General features: G+C 50.7%; 16 protein-coding genes and 1 tRNA gene. 8 read left to right on the plus strand and 9 right to left on the minus strand.

From position 1 onward, the window contains the following. Positions 1–73: 73 nt before the first annotated feature. Together ahpC and EV202_RS04410 are read right to left on the minus strand one after the other, a co-directional pair. Positions 74–640, minus strand: a complete 567-nt coding sequence (gene ahpC, locus EV202_RS04405; protein ID WP_106069458.1) for an alkyl hydroperoxide reductase subunit C — start codon at positions 638–640, stop codon at positions 74–76. A gap of 123 nt (positions 641–763) precedes the next feature. Further along, the gene (locus EV202_RS04410) at positions 764–1,690 is read right to left on the minus strand and encodes a hydrogen peroxide-inducible genes activator (RefSeq protein WP_131925724.1); all 927 of its coding nucleotides are present in this window, start codon (positions 1,688–1,690) and stop codon (positions 764–766) included. 143 nt (positions 1,691–1,833) lie between these two features. Here EV202_RS04410 and EV202_RS04415 point away from each other — a divergent pair, with 143 nt between their 5' ends. Next, positions 1,834–2,322 carry a Dps family protein gene (locus EV202_RS04415; protein ID WP_131925726.1) on the plus strand — a complete coding sequence of 163 codons (489 nt, stop codon included), beginning with the start codon at positions 1,834–1,836 and terminating at the stop codon, positions 2,320–2,322. Between the two features lie 535 nt (positions 2,323–2,857). Beyond that, entirely contained in the window at positions 2,858–5,302 is a 2,445-nt protein-coding gene (locus EV202_RS04420) for a polysaccharide lyase family 8 super-sandwich domain-containing protein (protein ID WP_234878239.1), read from the plus strand. 63 nt (positions 5,303–5,365) lie between these two features. Here the strand turns inward: EV202_RS04420 and EV202_RS04425 are convergent, their stop codons facing one another. The 5 genes from EV202_RS04425 to rnr form a co-directional block, all read right to left on the minus strand. Further along, positions 5,366–7,357, minus strand: coding sequence for a DEAD/DEAH box helicase (locus EV202_RS04425; RefSeq protein WP_131925728.1), 1,992 nt, complete (start codon positions 7,355–7,357; stop codon positions 5,366–5,368). A gap of 421 nt (positions 7,358–7,778) precedes the next feature. Next, entirely contained in the window at positions 7,779–8,843 is a 1,065-nt protein-coding gene (locus EV202_RS04430) for a tyrosine-protein phosphatase (protein WP_131925749.1), read from the minus strand. Between the two features lie 184 nt (positions 8,844–9,027). After that, positions 9,028–9,579, minus strand: coding sequence for an RNA polymerase sigma-70 factor (locus EV202_RS04435; RefSeq protein WP_106069465.1), 552 nt, complete (start codon positions 9,577–9,579; stop codon positions 9,028–9,030). 197 nt (positions 9,580–9,776) lie between these two features. After that, positions 9,777–10,253 carry a pyridoxamine 5'-phosphate oxidase family protein gene (locus EV202_RS04440; protein ID WP_131925730.1) on the minus strand — a complete coding sequence of 159 codons (477 nt, stop codon included), beginning with the start codon at positions 10,251–10,253 and terminating at the stop codon, positions 9,777–9,779. Positions 10,254–10,257: 4 nt separating this feature from the next. Beyond that, a complete protein-coding gene (gene rnr / locus EV202_RS04445; protein WP_125238099.1) occupies positions 10,258–12,405 on the minus strand; it encodes a ribonuclease R in 2,148 nt (715 codons plus the stop codon). 198 nt (positions 12,406–12,603) lie between these two features. Here rnr and EV202_RS04450 point away from each other — a divergent pair, with 198 nt between their 5' ends. From EV202_RS04450 to EV202_RS04460, 3 genes are read left to right on the plus strand one after another with little or no spacing between them, the layout of a single operon-like run. Next, the gene (locus EV202_RS04450; protein WP_131925752.1) at positions 12,604–13,518 is read left to right on the plus strand and encodes a cation diffusion facilitator family transporter; all 915 of its coding nucleotides are present in this window, start codon (positions 12,604–12,606) and stop codon (positions 13,516–13,518) included. A gap of 1 nt (position 13,519) precedes the next feature. Then, the gene (locus EV202_RS04455) at positions 13,520–14,527 is read left to right on the plus strand and encodes an NAD-dependent epimerase/dehydratase family protein (RefSeq protein ID WP_131925732.1); all 1,008 of its coding nucleotides are present in this window, start codon (positions 13,520–13,522) and stop codon (positions 14,525–14,527) included. Then, a complete protein-coding gene (locus EV202_RS04460; protein ID WP_131925734.1) occupies positions 14,518–15,444 on the plus strand; it encodes a phosphatase PAP2 family protein in 927 nt (308 codons plus the stop codon). Before EV202_RS04455 ends, EV202_RS04460 begins: the two co-directional genes overlap by 10 nt. Here EV202_RS04460 and EV202_RS04465 read toward each other — a convergent pair. After that, on the minus strand, positions 15,426–15,626 hold the full coding sequence (locus EV202_RS04465) for a hypothetical protein (RefSeq protein ID WP_131925735.1): 201 nt from the start codon (positions 15,624–15,626) through the stop codon (positions 15,426–15,428). The genes EV202_RS04460 and EV202_RS04465 overlap by 19 nt on opposite strands. Positions 15,627–15,666: 40 nt before the next feature. Between EV202_RS04465 and EV202_RS15020 the strand changes: the two genes are divergently transcribed. Next, entirely contained in the window at positions 15,667–15,825 is a 159-nt protein-coding gene (locus EV202_RS15020) for a hypothetical protein (protein WP_165899391.1), read from the plus strand. 203 nt (positions 15,826–16,028) lie between these two features. Here the strand turns inward: EV202_RS15020 and EV202_RS04470 are convergent. Then, positions 16,029–16,100, minus strand: a tRNA-Arg gene (locus tag EV202_RS04470). Positions 16,101–16,261: 161 nt separating this feature from the next. On the opposite strand from EV202_RS04470, the gene EV202_RS04475 reads away from it, so the two are divergent. Then, positions 16,262–18,112: a 2-oxoacid:acceptor oxidoreductase subunit alpha gene (locus EV202_RS04475; RefSeq protein ID WP_131925737.1), complete on the plus strand. Its 1,851-nt coding sequence runs from the start codon at positions 16,262–16,264 to the stop codon at positions 18,110–18,112. A 12-nt stretch (positions 18,113–18,124) separates the two neighbouring features. Beyond that, positions 18,125–19,129 (plus strand): 2-oxoacid:ferredoxin oxidoreductase subunit beta, encoded by a 1,005-nt coding sequence (locus EV202_RS04480; protein ID WP_106069472.1) that lies wholly within the window; start codon positions 18,125–18,127, stop codon positions 19,127–19,129. The last annotated feature ends 164 nt before the right edge of the window (positions 19,130–19,293 follow it).

Genomic DNA, 19,293 nt, shown 5'->3' on the forward strand with positions numbered 1-19,293 from the left:
AGAGTTGTCGGCCTCATCGGCGAGCCTCCATCTGCTCTTCCCGATGAAGCCGACGGTATTCTTTATCTGCGGCTTAAATCTTACCGACAAGGTCGATGCTGGGTTTCAGCGTTTCGCCGCCTTTCTTCCACTTGGCAGGGCATACCTCACCGTCGTGTGTGGCAACGAATTGCGCGGCTTCTACCTTACGCAACAACTCGTCGGCATTACGTCCGATGCTGTTGTCTTGTATTTCGGCAATCTTGATTTTGCCTTCGGGGTTCACGAGGAACGTGCCGCGATAGGCCATGCCGTCTTCTTCAATCATCACACCGAATGCACGGCTCAGTACGCCCGTAGGGTCTGCCAGCATCGGGTACTTGATTTTGCGTATGCTTTCGGAAGCGTCGTGCCATGCTTTGTGTACGAAGTGCGAGTCTGTACTCACTGAGTACACCTCCACGCCCATTGCCCGGAATTGCTCGTATTTCTCGGCGATGTCTACCAATTCGGTGGGGCACACGAAGGTAAAGTCTGCCGGATAGAAGAAGAAAATGGCCCACTTGCCTTTTACGTCTTCGCTCGATACAGTTTTGAAAGTTCCGTTCTGGAAAGCCTGAACCTTGAATTCAGGAAGTTGAGAGTTGATAATCGGTTCCATAATTCTTTTTGTTTTAGTAAATGTTATAATCTCGTTTTTTGTTTCTGTTTGCAAAAATATAGCATTTTCCGCCGGAAGAACAAAAAAACCGATTGAAAGAATTTATGGGTCGATAGACAGAATCTATACAGCAACCTGAGTGGCCTTCAGAGCAAGCATTTGGGGAGGGACGGAACTCTGTATCTCACGCACCAGCGTTTCCAACAACGTGTGTCGGATGAAGTTCCGGTCGGTCAACATCACAATCTGCCGCGTGGGACAGGGGATGGCAAAAGGACGTACCAGTTCTTTTTGGCTTTCGTTCAATTGCAGCACCGACAGCTCAGGTATGAAAGTCACCCCCTTGCCGTTCTCCACCATGCGCATGAAAGTCTCCATACTGCCCAAGCGATAAGTCAACTGACTGGCACGGGCGGCTTTCAGTTGGCAGAAGCGCACCAGCTGGTCGCGGAAGCAGTGCCCCTCGTCGAGAAGCCAGAGTTGTTCGCCGGTCAGGTCGGAGGTGCGAACAATCTTGCGGTCGAACAAGGGTTCTTCGCGTGCGACGTATGCAAAAAACTCTTCATAGAACAGGGATGTCTGCCCGAATTCTTCCATCCCTGCCAGACTTGCAACGATGCCCGCATCTATTTCTCCGGTTTGCAACGCCCTCTTGAGGACGTCTGTTTGCATCTCTACCACCCTTATGTCCAGTTGGGGGTATTTCTTCATCAGTTGCGGAAAGAACCGGGGCAAGAGGTAAGGGGCAATGGTGGGAAGTATGCCCAACTTGAAAACGCCCGTAAGGGAATGTTTCTCTTCTTCTATGATATGCCTGATACGCCCCGTCTGCGTCAGGATGTGTTGCGCCTGCCGGATGATGTGGATGCCCACGGGAGTGGGACATACGGGCTGCCGGCTGCGGTCGAAGATTCTGGTATCCAATTCTTCTTCCAGTTTCTGTATCATGGCGCTCAGCGTGGGCTGAGTGACGCGGCAATGCTCGGCCGCTTTGGCAAAGTGACGGAAGCGGTCGACGGCAAGGATGTATTCCAGTTGTTGTAAAGTCATGATGAACAGGGCTTTTTTGTGTGTTATATAGAAACAGTCTATGCAAAGATAGAAATTATCTGTTTGACAAGTATCGGTTCGGCCTTTATCTTTGCATCAAAAAACAAACGAAACATAGTATCAACTTCTAAAACAAACGAATTATGAAAACGTTGGATTACTTACATTTGAATGAGACGAAAGTGGCCGGTGTGGTATCGGCATTGAATCAGTTATTGGCAGATTTTCAGGTGCACTACACCAATCTGCGCGGCATGCACTGGAACATCAAGGGGCACGGTTTCTTTGTGTTGCACGAGAAATTCGAAGAGATGTATGACGACACGGCCGAGAAGGTGGACGAAATAGCCGAGCGCCTGCTGATGCTCGGAAGTACGCCCGAAAACAAATTCAGCGAATACCTGAAGACGGCAAAGATAAAGGAAGTTTCGGACATCTCTTGCAGTTGCGAGGCCGTAGACCATATCCTCGAGACTTACCGCTATCTGATTGGCGAAGAGCGTAAACTGATTGAACTGGCAGGCGAAGCCGGCGATGACGTAACGGCCGACTTGATGACCGGCTATCTGAAAGAACAGGAAAAGCTGGTGTGGATGCTCGTGGCGTTCAGCACCAAAGGATGCGAGAAGTAAGGTTTTCACCGCATGTATTCATGAAACGCCGGAGATACAACCTCCCCTCCGCCCGACCGGAAACGTATAAAGATGCGGCAAACAATGTCCATCTGATTAGCCCGTGTTCGACACAAGGCTTGGGGGATGGCCTTCGTCCGTACAAGAAAATCCTGTCGCCTGCGAATAAAATCCGTCCCGTCCTTATCTAAAGTAGGAAGAGATTAGGGAGAAAACTCTATCGCAAGCGCTGCGTTGTATATCGCAAACGCTAAGATACACATCGCAAGGCGCAAGATATACAACGCAGCGCTTGCGATGAAGAACACTTCCATTAGAAGCAGATGTTTTCATGCGTGAGTCAGCAACTTTCGGAAGGCATCTCGCAAACTTCTCCTCTTGTTGTCGAACTCCGGTCAATCAAGAAACACTCCCTTTCGATTGGCCGTAATCGGCGTTTGAAACAAAATTACTTATAATCCGTACTATTTGATACGTCTGTTCCGGCCCGCACCACTAACTTTACGCCCGAAAACCAAGAACACACCAAGACAGTATGAAAAGAACCTTTATTTGCCCTATGAACAGCTTCAGCGTCGCCACTGCCGCCGTCCTTCTCTTCTTCCTTGCGGCGAATGCCCGCGCGCAGGAGATGACCTTCGCCGAAACCGAACACGATTTCGGCCGGATAGACGAGCAGGAAGGCGATGTTTACCACGACTTCCGTTTTGTCAACACAGGCAGCGAGCCGCTCGTCATCAAGCAAGTGATAACGGGTTGCGGATGCACCTCGGCCAAATGGAAAGACAAGCCCTACAAGCCCGGCGAGAAAGGCGTTATCCGCATCACCTACCATCCCGAAGGACGGAAAGCCGAAGCCATCAGCATCCCCACCGAAGTGTTCACCAACCTGAAAGAGCCTGTCACACTGACCGTCACCGGCAAGGTGAAGCTCGCCCACCATCCCTACGTCAACCACTTCGACCCCGATAAAGGGAAGAAAGCCGCCTACAAACCGACGCAGCCGAAAGACGACTACGAGCTGGTGTTGCAGCGCGTCCGCCAAAGACTGTACGAAAGCACTCCGGTAGAAACTTTGAACAAGAACGCCACCAGCCTGATGAAACTGATGACGCCCGACGGCAAGTGGCCGCAGATAGACTATAAGTGCTTCTTCCGTACCAATTGGGAGCCGCAGGAACACTTGAACCGGGTGCGGCGCATGCTCACGGCATATACCTGCCCCGAATCCGACCTGTATGGCAACCAAGTGCTCTACCGTGCCATCAACCGGGCGTTGCTGACGTGGGACGAGTACAAGCCTACTTCCTATAACTGGTGGTATAACGATATCTCCGTGCCGAAGATGATGGCCGACATCCTCGCTTTGCACGAAGCCGCGCCGGTAAAGGTGTCGCCTGCCATCATACAGGGGCTGATGGAGATGATGGCGAAAAGCGACCCGCGCAAATGGACCGGAGCCAACAAGCAAGACATCGCCATGCACCACATGATTCGCGGCTGTGTGTTGAAGAACGACAGCATCGTAAGAACCAACGTAGGCGAGTTCTTCCAACCGGTGTGCATCACCGACTTCGAAGGCATCCGCGAAGACCTTTCCTACCAGCAGCATGGCAATCAGCTCTATATCGGGGGCTACGGCACGGTGTTCGTCAACAACATCGCCCTCGTTGCCCCGCTCTTTGCCGGCACACGCTATGCGATGAGCGAAACGCAGACACGCCTCTTCTCCGAGTTCGTGCGTGGCACTTACCTGAATGTGTTCCGCTCGCGCTACATGGATTTCAGCGTATGCGGACGAAGCGTAAGCCGAAAGAACATACTCGACTTCGGCGACTATGCCGACTTGTTCAAGAAGATGAAGCAACTGGATCCTGCCCATGCGGAAGAGTATGACGCTGCCGCCCGCCGCTTTGCAGCCAAAGAAGCCTCCTACGGACGCAACAACCGCAACAAGCTTTACGAGCTTTCGGACTACATGTTGCACAACCGCAAGCGTTACGACTTCTCGGTGCGTGCGGTTTCCACCCGCACCTGCCGTTCGGAAAGGGGTAACGGTGAAAACCTTCTGGGCACTTACCTCAGCGAAGGAGCCACCAATATCCGCATAACGGGAGATGAATACCTCAACATCTTCGGCGTGTGGGAGTGGGACAAGATTCCGGGAACAACCGCCCCGACAGGCGAAACGGAAAACCGCAACGAATGGGGCGTGAAGGGGGTGGCAGACTTTGTGGGTGGCGTGTCCGACGGCATGTACGGCGTCATGGCCTATGCCATGAACGATTACGACACACGGGCCAACAAAGGATGGTTTATGTTCGACAATGAAATTGTATGCCTCGGTTCCGGCATTACCGGAGGTGCCGGGCACGAGGTGAACACTTCCGTCAACCAGTGTCATCTCGTGGGCGATGTATATGCCCTCGCCAACGGGCAACTCTCCAAAATTGCTGCCGGCAGCCCCGTAAACTCCTCTTATCAAGGATGGATATGGCACAACAAGGTGGGCTACTACTTCCCCGACAGCACGACCGTGCATTTGAAGCACGGCAACCAATCGGGCAAGTGGTCGAGAATCAACTTCAATCAGTCGGGCGAGACCGAAACATTGCCCGTATTCAACCTATGGATGTCGCACGGAAGCAATCCGCAGCAGGGCCGGTATGCCTACATACTGCTGCCGGGCATAGCATCTCCGGCATCGCTGAAGGCTTATGACACCAATGCCGTACGGATAGAAAGCCACACGGCGGAATTGCAGGCAGTGACCCACGTGAAATCGGGCATCACACAGGCCATATTCTTCGCTCCCGGAGAGTTGGATTGCGGTGATTATGCGATTAAAGCCGAAAAGCCTTGCGTGATTATGCTGAAACGCAACGGCACGGATGCACCCGACGTGCGGGTATCCGACCCTACCCGGGAAGCCGTCTTCGAGGTGGGAAAGGAGGTTAAGGTTACGAAAACGGCTCAATAAAAAAAGGTTGTGTCAAAGAACGCCTTTGTTCTTGACACAACCTTCACAATGCCTGTGCAAAGCTCATTTCTTCTTCTTGCTCCGTTTGGCCCATCCCTCCTCGCTAAAATCGGGTTCGGGGTCTTTGAAGTCATCGTAGCCTTGGAAGAATTGCTTCCAGTCGTCCTTCTTGCCACGGGCTTTGGTGTAGCCCCGTTCTTCGCGGCTGGGCTTGTTCTTCTTGGCGGATGCTGCGTTTTCGTTCTTCTCTTTGCGGCGGACTGCCGGGGCATCGCCCTGCCTGCCGTCCTTATGCCCCTGCTTCTTGTCGGCATATTCCTTTTTCCCGCCTCGCTCTTTCTTGCCACGGCTTCCGTTTTCGCCGTCGTTTTTGTGCCTGCCGCTTCTCGGAGCGTCGTTGCCGTTCTCTTCGCCGGCAATCTCGACCGACACCTTGCGTCCGTTCCAGTTGGCACGGTTCAAGGCTTTCACCACGCCGGCGGCCTCTTTTTCTTCTACCTCGAAGAAAGAAAACTTCTGCATCAGGTCGATGCGACCCAGCTCGATGCGTCCGCGAGTATTCTTGTTCAGCAGGCCGATGAGTTCGCCGGGAAAGAAGTTGTCCATCTTGCCTAAATTGATAAACAGGCGTTTGTAGCCTGCTTCGGGCTGACGGTTGCCGCCATTTCCCCCGCGACGCTCGCCGCGTGCACCGCGTTCTCCGCCTTTCGCACCCCGTTCATTGCCGGTGGCCGCTGCGATATCTTCGCGGTCGCGATAGTAATCGAGGAACTTGTTGAACTCATGCGAAACCATCCGCTTTATCAGGTCTTCCTTGCTCAGCCAGTCCAGCTTGCGATATACGTCGGGCATGAAAGCCTCTATTTCTTCTTCGTTCACTTTCACCTTTTCCAAATCGTCGATTACCTTCAGCAACTGCTTTTCGCATATTTGGTCGGCAGTGGGCATTTCTCCCTGTTCGAACTTCTTGGCGATGATGCGCTCTATTTCGCGCATCTTCCCCTTTTCGCGCAAGTTGATGATGGCGATGGAGGTTCCTGTCTTTCCGGCACGTCCGGTGCGACCGCTGCGGTGGGTGTAGCTCTCGGTGTCGTCCGGCAGCCCATAGTTGATGACATGGGTCAGGTCGTCCACATCCAGACCACGGGCAGCCACATCGGTGGCAACCAGCAGTTGCAGGTTGCGGATGCGGAACTTCTGCATCACGGCGTCTCTCTGCGCCTGGCTCAGTTCGCCGTGCAGGGAGTCGGCATTGTAGCCCTCCTGCATCAGTTTGTCGGCAATCTCCTGCGTCTCCTTGCGGGTGCGGCAGAAGATGATGCCGTATATCTGCGGGTAATAATCGACGATGCGCTTCAGTGCGGCGTATTTGTCTTTGGCATGGACGCAGAAAACCACGTGCTTCACGTTGCTCGTACCCTCATTCTTACGTCCGATGGTGATTTCCTTGGCGTTATGCAGGTAGTTCTTCGAGATGCGTGCTATCTCCGGACTCATGGTGGCAGAGAACAGCAATGTGTTGCGCTCTTGGGGCACGTCGGCCAGAATGGCGTTGATGCTGTCGGTGAACCCCATGTTCAGCATCTCGTCGGCCTCGTCCATCACTACGTTCCGGATAGTGGCGAGGGATACGGTTTTGCGCTCCATCAGGTCGAGCAGTCGTCCCGGTGTGGCAACGATGATGTGTACTCCCCGTTTCAGGGCGCGTATCTGGCTCTCGATGGACGAACCGCCGTATACAGGCAATACGCGCAGGCCGTCGATGTATTTGGAGTAATCGTTCAGGTCGCCCGCTATCTGGAGGCAAAGCTCACGGGTGGGGCAAAGGATGAGGGATTGGGGAATCTGTTGGTTTACGTCAATCTTCTGTATAAGCGGCAGGCCGAATGCGGCAGTCTTTCCTGTTCCGGTTTGTGCCAGCGCCACTACGTCATTGTTTTCTCCTAAAAGGTAAGGAATCACTTCCTCTTGTACCGGCATGGGACACGCATATCCCATCTCTTCAATGGCACGGCGTATCTCCGCCGACACACCGAGCTCTTCAAATGTCTTCATTAATTTTTTCGTATATCTTAAATTTCGGCTGCAAAGATAGTGCTTTCCAATGGATATTCGATTATTGCCGGCTGATTATTATGCGATTATGGAGAAAAGTTATTGTTTTTTGCAGGACGCAGGCCTTTGAGCCGACAGGGGCTTGTGTCTGTCGGCTCAAACACTTGTGTCTGTCGCGACAAGAACTTGTGTCTGACAGGACAGAGAGTTGTGTCTGACAGGACAGAGAGTTGTGTCTGACAGGACAGAGAGTTGTGTCTGTCAATCAGTATTCAACCTACTGAAAATCAATGCGGAATAGATTCATCTACTCAAATGGCGAAACGGTTGTGGGTCAGTTTTGAATCGCGTTATTACGGTTATATTTTGTGCGTTATAATTATCCGTGAAGACACGGTGCAACCTCCTTGCGCCTTTTCTCTCATCGCCCGCCGTCCACCAGCAGCATGCTTCGCAGACGCTTGATTTCGTCTTTGGTCAGGCCGATGCCCTGTTGCAGGTAAGTGTCCACGTCTCCGTATCTTCTTTCCACCTCCTTTTTGATGGCAGTCAGGAAGCCATCGTCACTGCATCCTCGGGGTGCAAAGACTTCTCGCAAACGCATGGGCAGGCGATAGGCATTTTCCGAAACCGGAGGATTGTTGAAGTAGTCGTTACTGAAACGATAGTCCTCCATGATGGTCTCTTCGTCCACGCCGAGAGCGGCCAATAGCAGTGCAGAGACAATGCCTGTACTTCCCTTGCCCGAAGAGCAATGTATCACTACGGGATAACTTCCTTTATCCAGCAGAATGTCGAAAATCTGCCGGTATTCCTTGCCGAGCTTGTTCACCAAGTCACGATCCATCCGTTCCGCCATGCGGCTATCGTTTTTTATCTTCTGATCATTCGCCTCTTTCAGGAGATTCTCTATCTCGCCGATACCAATAGGGAGGTGCACCACGTCAAAGTCTTTCCGCAAGTCCGTTCGACTGTTCACTTCGATAAGGGAACGCAGGTCGATGATGGTCTTTATACCAAGATTCTTCAGTTCGCCAATCGAGCTGTCCTCCAAGCTGTCTATCTCGGCCGAACGATAGAGCATGCCCCAACGCACGGACTTTTTGGTGGAATAAGAGGGGTAACCTCCCAAGTCGCGGAAATTCTGTATACCGGGAATGTTGATGTTACGGGTGGCGACTTTCACCCTGTATCGGTCGTCGAAGACAAGGGTGTAGTAATAACGTCGAACGGGGTCAGTGGTGATGATGGTGAGTTTCTGGTCGGTAACGTCGGCCATGGCAATGGGCACCTCCTCAGGAATGAGATCGGGATTGGTAGAAGCATATACCTTTACTTTACCTTTGGCGAAAGGATACATTTCCCACTTCACAATGCAATTTCCCACATTGTTCTCTTCGCATACCACAACAATGTGGGGGGCAGTACGGCTACAGGCAGTCAACAATACGCCCAACGTTAGCAGGCTAAACAGGTTTCTGTACATAGGCAGTAACTCTCTGACATCTTCAATCACAAAAATAGATTTTTTCATCACATTGCATAACGATGCTACCCGGCTTTTATATTTCTTTGTCTAACTTTAAGGGAACAGCAGGGCAAACCGATGCTTTTCCTGCACACATACGGATTGCTTTTGGGAAAAGGAAAGGAGTGCTGAGCATGCGGTTTCAGAACAGATAAGAGTATTTCCCGTCCAGATACTTGCGGATATATTTCAATGCTTTTGTAATCTGCGCTTCCACTGTCTTTACCGAGGTTTGCGTTCGTTCGGCTATCTCTTTGTTCGTAAGGTTCTCCTGACGGCTTTGGCGGAACACCTCCCTGCATCTGTCGGGCAAGGCGCAGACGGCCTCCTCTATCAGGCGATGCAGCTCTTCCAACTCTATGTTCTCGTCAATGAAGCAGTTGTCGCTCAACGTTTCGCCAAGCCCGTCTATGGGACAGGTCCGCTTGCTGTCGCGCAGCACATTCAGGCATCGGTTTCGGGCTGCCTGAAAAAGATAGGCTTTGAAGGAAAGCTTGATTTGAAACTCTTCCCGGTTCGTCCAAACGTGCATAAAGATATCCATGGCAATCTCTTCTATCTCTGCTTCGTCTTTGAGATACAGCTTCATAAAGCGGCACAACGGAACGAAATAGGTATCAAACAAGTACTTAAAGGCTTGTTCGTCACCCGTTTGCAACTGCTTCAATATATGTATCTCATCGTTTACAAGCATGATTCATCAAGGTGTTTGACTTTTTGAACGAGTGTCTCATTCGTAAAGGCAAAGGCCGGGCATACAACGCTCAACAACAGGCACATCTTCAGACCTTGTCTAAAAAGATAGCTCCAACCAAGCACTTACATAATGTAGAACATGGCAATAACATGTGCAAAGAAGTTCCGCCCATTTCTTTCGGATATGGAGCAACATCAGGTTTCGCTAACGCGCAATCCGAAGGCTTTGCACGTCATCTCTTCCACCGCCACCTCCCATATCTTGACATGGCGAACGGCGGGTTCGGAATAAGTGCAAGGATTGTCGGTATATCGGTTCATGAAAAAGTCCAGAATCTCACGCTTCTGCCCCATGTCTTCTATGAAGCGCACCTTTCCGCGGCACATCACACTGCGCGACTTCATGCTGTAACTGCATGCCACCTGCCGGTGCATGTACACCAGCTCGTGCCCCTCGCAGAAGGTGACGCAGACTTGAGGGCGCTTTGCCAGCATCTCCATTTTGCCCCCTTCAGGGCCGGAATGAAGGTATATCACTCCGTTCCGATAGGCGAAGTTCATGGGAATCACATACGGATTGCCCTCTACATCGGTGATACCCACCATGCAATAAGGACATTTATCTATTACTTCTTTTATTTGTACGGGGTCTGTGATAGCGATTGTCTTCATCGTTTTATTCCATCAGTGCAAAATCCAGTTGTTTCTTTTCCAGATTGGCACGTGCCACTTTGATGCTGATGGCATCGCCCAAGCTGTACGTGCGATTCTTGCGGCGTCCGCGCAAGCAGTAGTTCTTCTCGTCGAACTCGTAGTAGTCGTCGTCGAGGTCGCGGATAGGAATCATCCCTTCGCACTTATTCTCATTCAGTTCCACGTACAAGCCCCACTCCGTCACTCCGGAGATGACACCATCGTAAACTTGACCCAGACGCTCTGACATGAATTCCACCTGCTTGTACTTCACCGAAGCACGCTCGGCATTGGCAGCTATCTGCTCCATGTTGCTGCTGTGCTCGCAAAGATCCTCATATTTCTGCTCGGACACGCTGCGACCACCCATATCGAGGTACTTAGTCAGCAAGCGGTGCACCATCATGTCGGGGAAGCGGCGGATGGGCGAGGTGAAGTGTGTATAATAGTCGAATGCCAGACCGTAATGCCCCACATTGTGTATGGAGTAGCGTGCCTTCTGCATGGCACGAATGGACACGGTTTCAATCAAGTTCTCCTCTTTCTTGCCCTGAATGTCGTCCAACAGGTGGTTGATGGATTTGGAGATGTCGGTTTTCGTGCCTGCCGTGCGTAGCTTGTAACCAAAGCGGGCGATGAACTGAGCCAGATTGTCCAGTTTTTCGGGATCGGGCAGGTCGTGTATGCGGTAGGGAAACACTTTTGCCTTTTTGCTTTTGGGCACGCGTCCTATCTTCTCGGCCACGGTGCGGTTGGCAAGCAACATGAATTCCTCCACCAGTTTGTTGGCATCTTTAGCCACCTTGAAGTAAACGCTTACCGGCTTGCCTTTCTCGTCTATCTCAAACTTCACCTCATAACGGTCGAAGTTGATGGCACCGGCCTTAAAGCGGTTGTCGCGCAGAATCTTGGCCAACTTATCCAATTGGAGGATTTCTTCCTTGAAGTCGCCTTTTCCGGTTTCGATAATCTCCTGCGCCTCCTCGTAGGTGAAGCGGCGGTCGCTTTTGATGACGGTATGTACCACTCGCGAGTTTTTCACTTCTCCCTTTTCCGTCATTTCGAAGATGACGGAATAGGCCAGTTTCTCTTCGTCGGGACGGAGAGAGCAGATGAAGTTGCACAACCGTTCGGGCAGCATCGGGATGGTACGGTCTACGAGATAAACCGAGGTAGCTCGTTTCTCAGCCTCCTTGTCGATGATGCCTCCCTCTTTTACGTAGTGGGTCACGTCGGCGATGTGTACGCCTACTTCCCAAAGTCCCTCCTTCAGTTGGCGGATAGAAAGGGCATCGTCGAAGTCTTTGGCATCTTTAGGGTCGATGGTGAAAGTAGTCACTTGGCGGAAATCTTCACGCTTGGCTATTTCTTCGGCAGAGATTTCGGCGGGTATCTTGTCGGCGGCTTTCTCTACAGCAGCAGGGTAGACATACGGCAAGCCGAATTCCGCCAGAATGGCATGCATCTCGGTGGTATTGTCTCCGGCTTTTCCCAAAATGTCAATTACCTGCCCGATGGGGTTCTTAGCCTTGTCCGGCCATTCCACCACCTTCACGATGGCTTTGTCGCCCGTCTTTCCACCTTTCAGTTTCTCTTTGGGAATGAAAATGTCGTTGGCAAGCGTACGGTTTTCCGTCACAAGGAAAGCATACGACTTGGCAACTTCCAGTGTGCCCACAAACGTATCGTTGGCACGTTCCAATATCTCCACCACTTCTCCTTCGGCTATCCGCCCTCGACGTTTGGCATAGAAAGCTATGCGTACCTTGTCGTTGTTCATGGCATGTGCCGAATTTCGTTCGGCAATGAAGATCGGGTCTCCGCCATCTTCGGGCAAGAAGGAGTTCTTACCGTTGCTCTTGCGTTGGAAGATGCCTGTCATCTCCACGCCGTGGGTGTTCAGCTTGTATTTATGTTTCTCTGTTTCGCTGATGTAGTCGTCCATCACCAGTTCGGACAAGATGTCCATGCACAGCATCTTCAGGGGATGTGTGGTGAGGCGCAGTTGGTCAAAAATATATTTCAGGGATAAAACTTCGTCTTGTTTGTAGTGAAAGAAGTCCAGCAGAACTTTGGCGAGTTCTTTCTTTTTCATGCGTTTGCCGGCTTTTTTGTCTTTTTGCTTAGCCATAATTATTTTTTTAATGGATGTATAAATAGGGAAGTGTTCCCTACATTCAGCATCCGGTTCTTTTGCAAAGTAAACAAATTTTTGTTTTCGACAGTTCAAAATGCTTCAAAAACTTGGTATCATGCTGAAAATAATGCCCGAACGGAAGTTCTTAAATAAATAATATTCTATCTTTGCAATAATTTACCTATGGGAAAAATGGAAATGCAGACTTTAGACACCGAAAGTACAATGCGCGAAAGAGAAATCTACCGGGTGACGATAGTGGGGAGTATCGTGAACTTTCTGCTGCTTGTCTTTAAGTTCTTTGCCGGCATTGCAGGCCATAGTGCTGCCATGCTGGCAGATGCCGTCCATTCGCTGTCTGATTTTATCACGGACATTATCGTAATACTCTTTGTACGCCTATCCGCAAAGCCCGAAGACGAAGGACACGATTACGGCCATGGCAAGTATGAAACATTGGCAACGGCCATTATCGGTATTTTCCTCGTATTCGTGGGTTTCGGCATTTTTTGGAACGGAGCCTCGTCCATCTACCGTTTCTTTCAAGGTGAGACCTTGCAGGAACCGGGCAGGATAGCGCTGATGGGCGCCATAGCCTCTATCATATTCAAGGAAATACTTTATCAATATACCGCATTCAAAGGACGAAAGCTGAATTCGCAAGCCGTCATAGCCAATGCATGGCACCACCGGAGCGATGCGTTTTCGTCCATAGGCACGGCTTTGGGTATTGGGGGAGCCATCCTCTTGGGCGACCAATGGCGGATACTCGACCCTGCCGCAGCAGTGATTGTAAGCTTTTTCATCATGAAAGTGGCGGTAGGATTACTCATTCCTTGCGTGGACGAACTACTGGAGAAGTCATTGCCCTCCGAAGTGGAGGAGAAGATATTGGAGACCATCCTTTCTTTCCCCGGCGTGACCTCGCCTCATCACCTTCGCACGCGACGTATCGGCAGCTATTGTGCCATTGAAGTGCATGTGCGCATGGACGGACAAATTTCGCTGGAGGAAGCTCATAAAACAGCAACTAAAGTGGAGAACAAGCTGAAGGAGCTGTTTGGCAAAGGTACATTGATAAATATACACGTTGAACCAAAGAAGTAGTATGGAAAGCATCTTAGTAACCGGAGCAAGTGGGTTTATCGGCAGTTTCATCGTGGAAGAAGCGTTGAGACGCAAGTTCGGTGTGTGGGCGGGCATACGCTCATCCAGCAGCCGCGAATATCTGCACGACCGCAAGATACATATCCTCGAACTGGATTTTGCACACCCCAACGAACTTCGCGCCCAACTGTCGGGGCATAAAGGAACTTACAACAAGTTCGACTACATCGTTCATTGTGCCGGTGTCACCAAATGCGCTAACAATAATGAGTTCGACCACGTAAACTATCTGCAAACCAAATATTTCGTAGATATGTTGAGGGAACTGAACATGATACCCAAACAGTTTATCTTCGTCAGTACGCTGAGCGTATTCGGCCCTGTTCGCGAACAGACATACGACCCCATTTCAGAACACGACACTCCTTGCCCCAATACAGACTACGGGTTCAGCAAACTGAAAGCAGAGCTTTATTTGCAGAGCATTCCGGGATTCCCTTACGTCATTTATCGTCCTACGGGCGTTTACGGTCCGCGCGAGAAAGATTACTTCCTCATGGCCAAATCCATCAAACAGCACATGGACTTCTCCGTAGGTTTCCATCGGCAGGATTTGACGTTCGTATATGTCAAGGATATTGTGCAGGCCGTCTTTCTCGGCATAGAAAAGAAGGTGGTGCGCCGGGGGTATTTCCTGACCGACGGAAAGGTATATCGAAGCCGCGTTTTTTCGGACCTGATACGGAAAGAATTGGGTAACCCGTTTGTTATTCGCTTCAAGTGTCCGTTAATTGTGTTAAAGTTAGTATCTTTGCTGGCCGATTTTTGGGCAAAGCGACGAAAAACCACCAGCACGCTCAACCCGGACAAGTATAGAATAATGAAACAACGCAACTGGCAGTGCGACATCACTCCCGCCATCGAAGAACTGGGATATAATCCTGAATATGACTTGGAACGGGGAGTGAAAGAGACAATCGCCTGGTATAAAGAAAAAGGATGGCTTTAGATTTATTTAAAAAGGTAGAAACCCGTAAAGGGTTGTTTGCGGTCGAGAAGATAACACTGATATACAACTTGTTGACTTCTATTCTGATACTGTTTCTTTTTCAGGAAATGGATCATCCGGGCAGAATGCTCATCGACCGTATCGTCATTGCAGCCATGACGTTCCTGTTGATGTATCTTTACAGATTGGCGCCTTGCAAATTCTCGGCTTTCGTGCGCATAGCCATCCAGATGTCACTGCTATCCTATTGGTATCCCGACACATTCGAGTTCAATCGCATCTTTCCCAATCTTGACCATGTGTTTGCTTCGACCGAGCAATGGCTGTTCGGCGGACAACCTGCCGTATGGTTCAGTGCTTATTTGCCGCAAATGTGGGTAAGTGAGCCATTCAACATGGGCTACTTTTTCTATTATCCGATGATATTGGTGGTGATAATGTGGTATTTCTTCTACCGGTACGACTTGTTCGAGAAAGTTTCGTTCGTAGTGGTAACCGCTTTCTTCATCTATTACCTTATTTATATATTCGTACCCGTTGCCGGCCCGCAGTTCTACTTTCCTGCCATTGGCAACAGCAATGTGGCTCAAGGCATCTTCCCCTCTATTGGCAACTACTTCCACCATCATCAGGAACTTCTTCCGGGTCCCGGCTATGAGCACGGCTTCTTCTATAATCTGGTCGAGGAGTCCCAGCAAGTGGGCGAACGCCCTACGGCGGCTTTTCCCAGCTCGCATGTGGGGATGTCTACCATCCTGATGATTATGGCTTGGCGCGGAAGCAGACGCCTGTTTACCTACCTGTTGCCTTTCTACCTGCTACTCTGTGGGGCTACGGTGTATATTCAAGCACATTATCTGATTGACTCCATCGTCGGATTTATCTCCGCTTTCGGAATTTATGTAGCGGTGACATGAATGTTCAAGCGATGGTTTGCACAGCCGATGTTCAAATAAGAGGCTTCCCGGCTTTCGGCTGTTCTCGCCGATGCGCCATCACTCCCCTTCTTCCCGCTGATTTGCCTGCACATGCCCAACTTGCGAAGCCCGTCCCCTTTTATTTCCGGCACTTCGCCCACGGCGCTCGAATGCTTGTTCACACGCCGCACATGTCAATATTTAATCAAAAAGCCTTACCGATTGCCGCACCCCGCCGAGAAGATGTTTCGGGTGGGGTATTTCTTCGGCACCGAGGAACGGGTCGTTCCCCACCGAGGAACCATGCCTTCGACACCGAGGAACGGTGCCTTACTCGGTGTCGGAGAAAACGGCCGTGCCGAAGCCTTGATTCATTTGTAAAAAGAAAAGAATATCAAAGCATCATGCAAAACGCCGGACTTCCTTTCGGATGCTCCATCGGATAGGTCGGCATATCAGATAGTGGGAGAGATGCGTGCATTATTGTAGAACTATTGTAGGACTTTTGCAGGAAAAGACCTACTTCATCGCTGTTCTTGCAGGAACAAAAAAAGCCTATCCCGCTACGAATAGGCCTGATTTTGTACCCCTGAGCAGAATCGAACTGCTATTTAACGTTTAGGAAACGCTTGTTCTATCCGTTGAACTACAAGGGCTTGTCTCTGTTGTAGCTTGAACAACAAGATTGCGGGTACAAAGATAATGTATTTTGCCGATTTTCCGAAAAAAGTTTTGTTAATCCAATTAACTTTACGAAATTTGCCAAGTGTGTAAAAGAACAATAACCTCTAAAAATAACCTTTAGAAAATCGTAAGTATGGCAAACGACATGATGGTCAAAGAACTGGAGCAAGTGGTAGTCCGCTTCTCCGGAGACTCCGGCGACGGTATGCAGCTCGCCGGCAACATCTTTTCAACAGTTTCGGCTACGGTGGGAAATGACATCAGCACATTCCCCGACTATCCGGCAGATATCCGCGCCCCGCAAGGCTCACTTACCGGTGTTTCAGGCTTTCAGGTACACATCGGTGCAGGCAAGGTCTATACTCCGGGAGATAAATGCGATGTATTGGTGGCAATGAACGCAGCCGCCCTGAAAACGCAGTACAAGTTTGCTAAGCCCACAGCCTGCATCATCATAGATACAGACGCCTTCCAGAAAGGAGATCTGGAGAAAGCAGCTTTTAAGACCGACAATCCCATTGAAGAAATGGGAATCAAGCAAGACGTGATTGCCGCTCCCATCTCGCAGATGGTGAAAGACTGTCTGGCCGACACCGGGATGGACAACAAATCCATACTGAAATGCCGCAACATGTTCGCGGTGGGATTGGTATGCTGGCTGTTCAACCGCGACCTGAAGATTGCCGAAGACTTCATCCGCGAGAAATTTGGCAAGAAACCCGAAATTGCCGAAGCAAACATCAAGGTCATTCATGCAGGATATGACTACGGTCACAACACACATGCTTCCGTAGCCCATACTTATAAAATAGAAAGCAAGGCCACCGTGCCCGGCCGATACATGGACATCACGGGAAACAAGGCCACGGCCTACGGTTTCATTGCCGCTGCCGAAAAAGCAGGCATGAAACTGTTCCTCGGTTCTTACCCCATCACTCCTGCCACCGACGTGCTGCACGAGCTTTCAAAACACAAATCGCTGGGTGTGATGACCGTGCAGTGCGAAGACGAAATCTCGGGTTGCGCCACTGCCATCGGCGCCTCCTTTGCCGGTGCGTTGGCCGTCACTTCCACTTCCGGTCCCGGCGTCTGCCTCAAGTCGGAAGCCATGAATCTGGCTGTCATCACGGAATTACCGCTCGTGGTGCTCGACGTGCAACGCGGAGGCCCTTCCACCGGTCTGCCCACCAAGTCGGAACAGACCGACTTGTTACAAGCCCTGTTCGGCCGCAACGGCGAAAGCCCGATGCCCGTCATTGCCGCCGCTTCGCCCACCGGTTGCTTCGACGCCGCTTACATGGCCTGCAAAATTGCGTTGGAACACATGACACCGGTGGTATTACTGACCGATGGCTTTGTTGCCAACGGCTCCGGTGCATGGAAGTTGCCCAAGCTGGCAGACTATCCCGCCATCAATCCGCCTTACGTCACTCCGGAGATGAAAGACAACTATACTCCATACAAGCGTAATCCGGAAACGGGTGTACGCTACTGGGCAGTTCCCGGACAAGAGGGGTATATGCACATCCTCGGCGGTCTGGAAAAGGACAGCAACACCGGCGCCATCTCCACCGACCCGGACAACCACAACCTGATGTGCCGCCTGCGTGCAGAGAAGGTTGCCAAAATACCCGTACCCGATGTAGAAGTGTTAGGTTGCGTCGATGACGCCGACCTGCTGATAGTTGGCTTCGGCGGCACATACGGCCATTTGTATTCGGCCATGGAAGAGATGAACAAGGCAGGCAGAAAGACAGCCCTCGCCCACTTCACCTATCTGAATCCGTTGCCCAAGAATACGGAAGCTGTATTGAAGAAGTATAAAAAAGTGGTAGTTGCCGAACAAAACTTCGGGCAATTCGCAGGCTATCTGCGCATGAAGATAGACAACTTCACGCCGTACCGGTTCAACGAGGTCAAAGGACAACCGTTTGTCGTGGCCGAGTTGGTAGAAGCTTTCAATAAGATAATTGATAACGACTAAAAGAAAAACATCATGTGCGAATATACAGCAAAAGACTTCAAGAAAGGACAACCCCGTTGGTGTCCGGGTTGCGGTGACCACTTCTTTCTGGCTTCACTGCACAAAGCAATGGCAGAAATCGGCATAGCTCCTTGGGAGAGCGCCGTCATCTCAGGCATCGGCTGCTCCAGCCGTTTGCCCTACTACATGAATACGTATGCGATGCAGACAATCCACGGGCGTGCCGCCGCCATCTCGACCGGCGCCAAAGTGGCCAACCCCAACCTGACCGTATGGCAGATTTCAGGTGACGGCGACGGATTGGCCATCGGTGGCAACCACTTCATACACGCCGTACGCCGTAACATCGATCTGAACATGATTCTGCTGAACAACCGCATCTACGGCTTGACGAAAGGACAATACTCGCCGACTTCTCCACGCGGTTTCGTCAGCAAATCATCTCCCTACGGCACGGTAGAAGACCCGTTCCATCCGGCGGAACTCTGTTTCGGTGCCCGTGGTCGCTTCTTTGCCCGCGCGGTAGCCACCGACGCCTCCGGAACCACAGAAATCCTGAAAGCAGCTATCGCCCACAAGGGAGCTTCCGTCTGCGAGATTCTGCAACATTGCGTCATCTTCAACGACAATACCTACGACAATGTTTACAAGAAAGAGGGCCGCGCCAAAAACGCCATCTATCTGGAACACGGCAAACCGATGCTTTTCGGAGAGAACAATGAATATGGCCTGATGCAGGAAGGATTCGGCCTGAAAGTTGTAAAGCTCGGCGAAAACGGCATCACGGAAAAGGACATTCTCGTTCACGACGCCCACTGCATGGACAACACCCTGCAACTGAAACTTGCCTTGATGGAAGGCCCCGACTTCCCGGTCGCTCTCGGCATAATCCGTGATGTGGAAGCACCTACCTACAACGACGCCGTTCACGAACAAATAGAAGAAGTATCTTCCAAGAAGAAGTATCACAACTTTGAAGAGCTACTGATGACAAACGATACATGGGAGGTAAAATAAGCCTTCATCACAATAATACTTTTTTGTTCATTATTTTATCCCCTTCACCAAGCCCCGAAAGGCAAAAGTGAAGGGGATTTTTATATTTTCCAATAAAAAAGGCCGTTTTTCTTTGATAATAAAAGAAATAATGTATATTTGCATCACATTGTTCACTTTTTATC

This window comes from Prevotella heparinolytica (assembly GCF_004342845.1).
GTDB lineage: Bacteria > Bacteroidota > Bacteroidia > Bacteroidales > Bacteroidaceae > Bacteroides > Bacteroides heparinolyticus.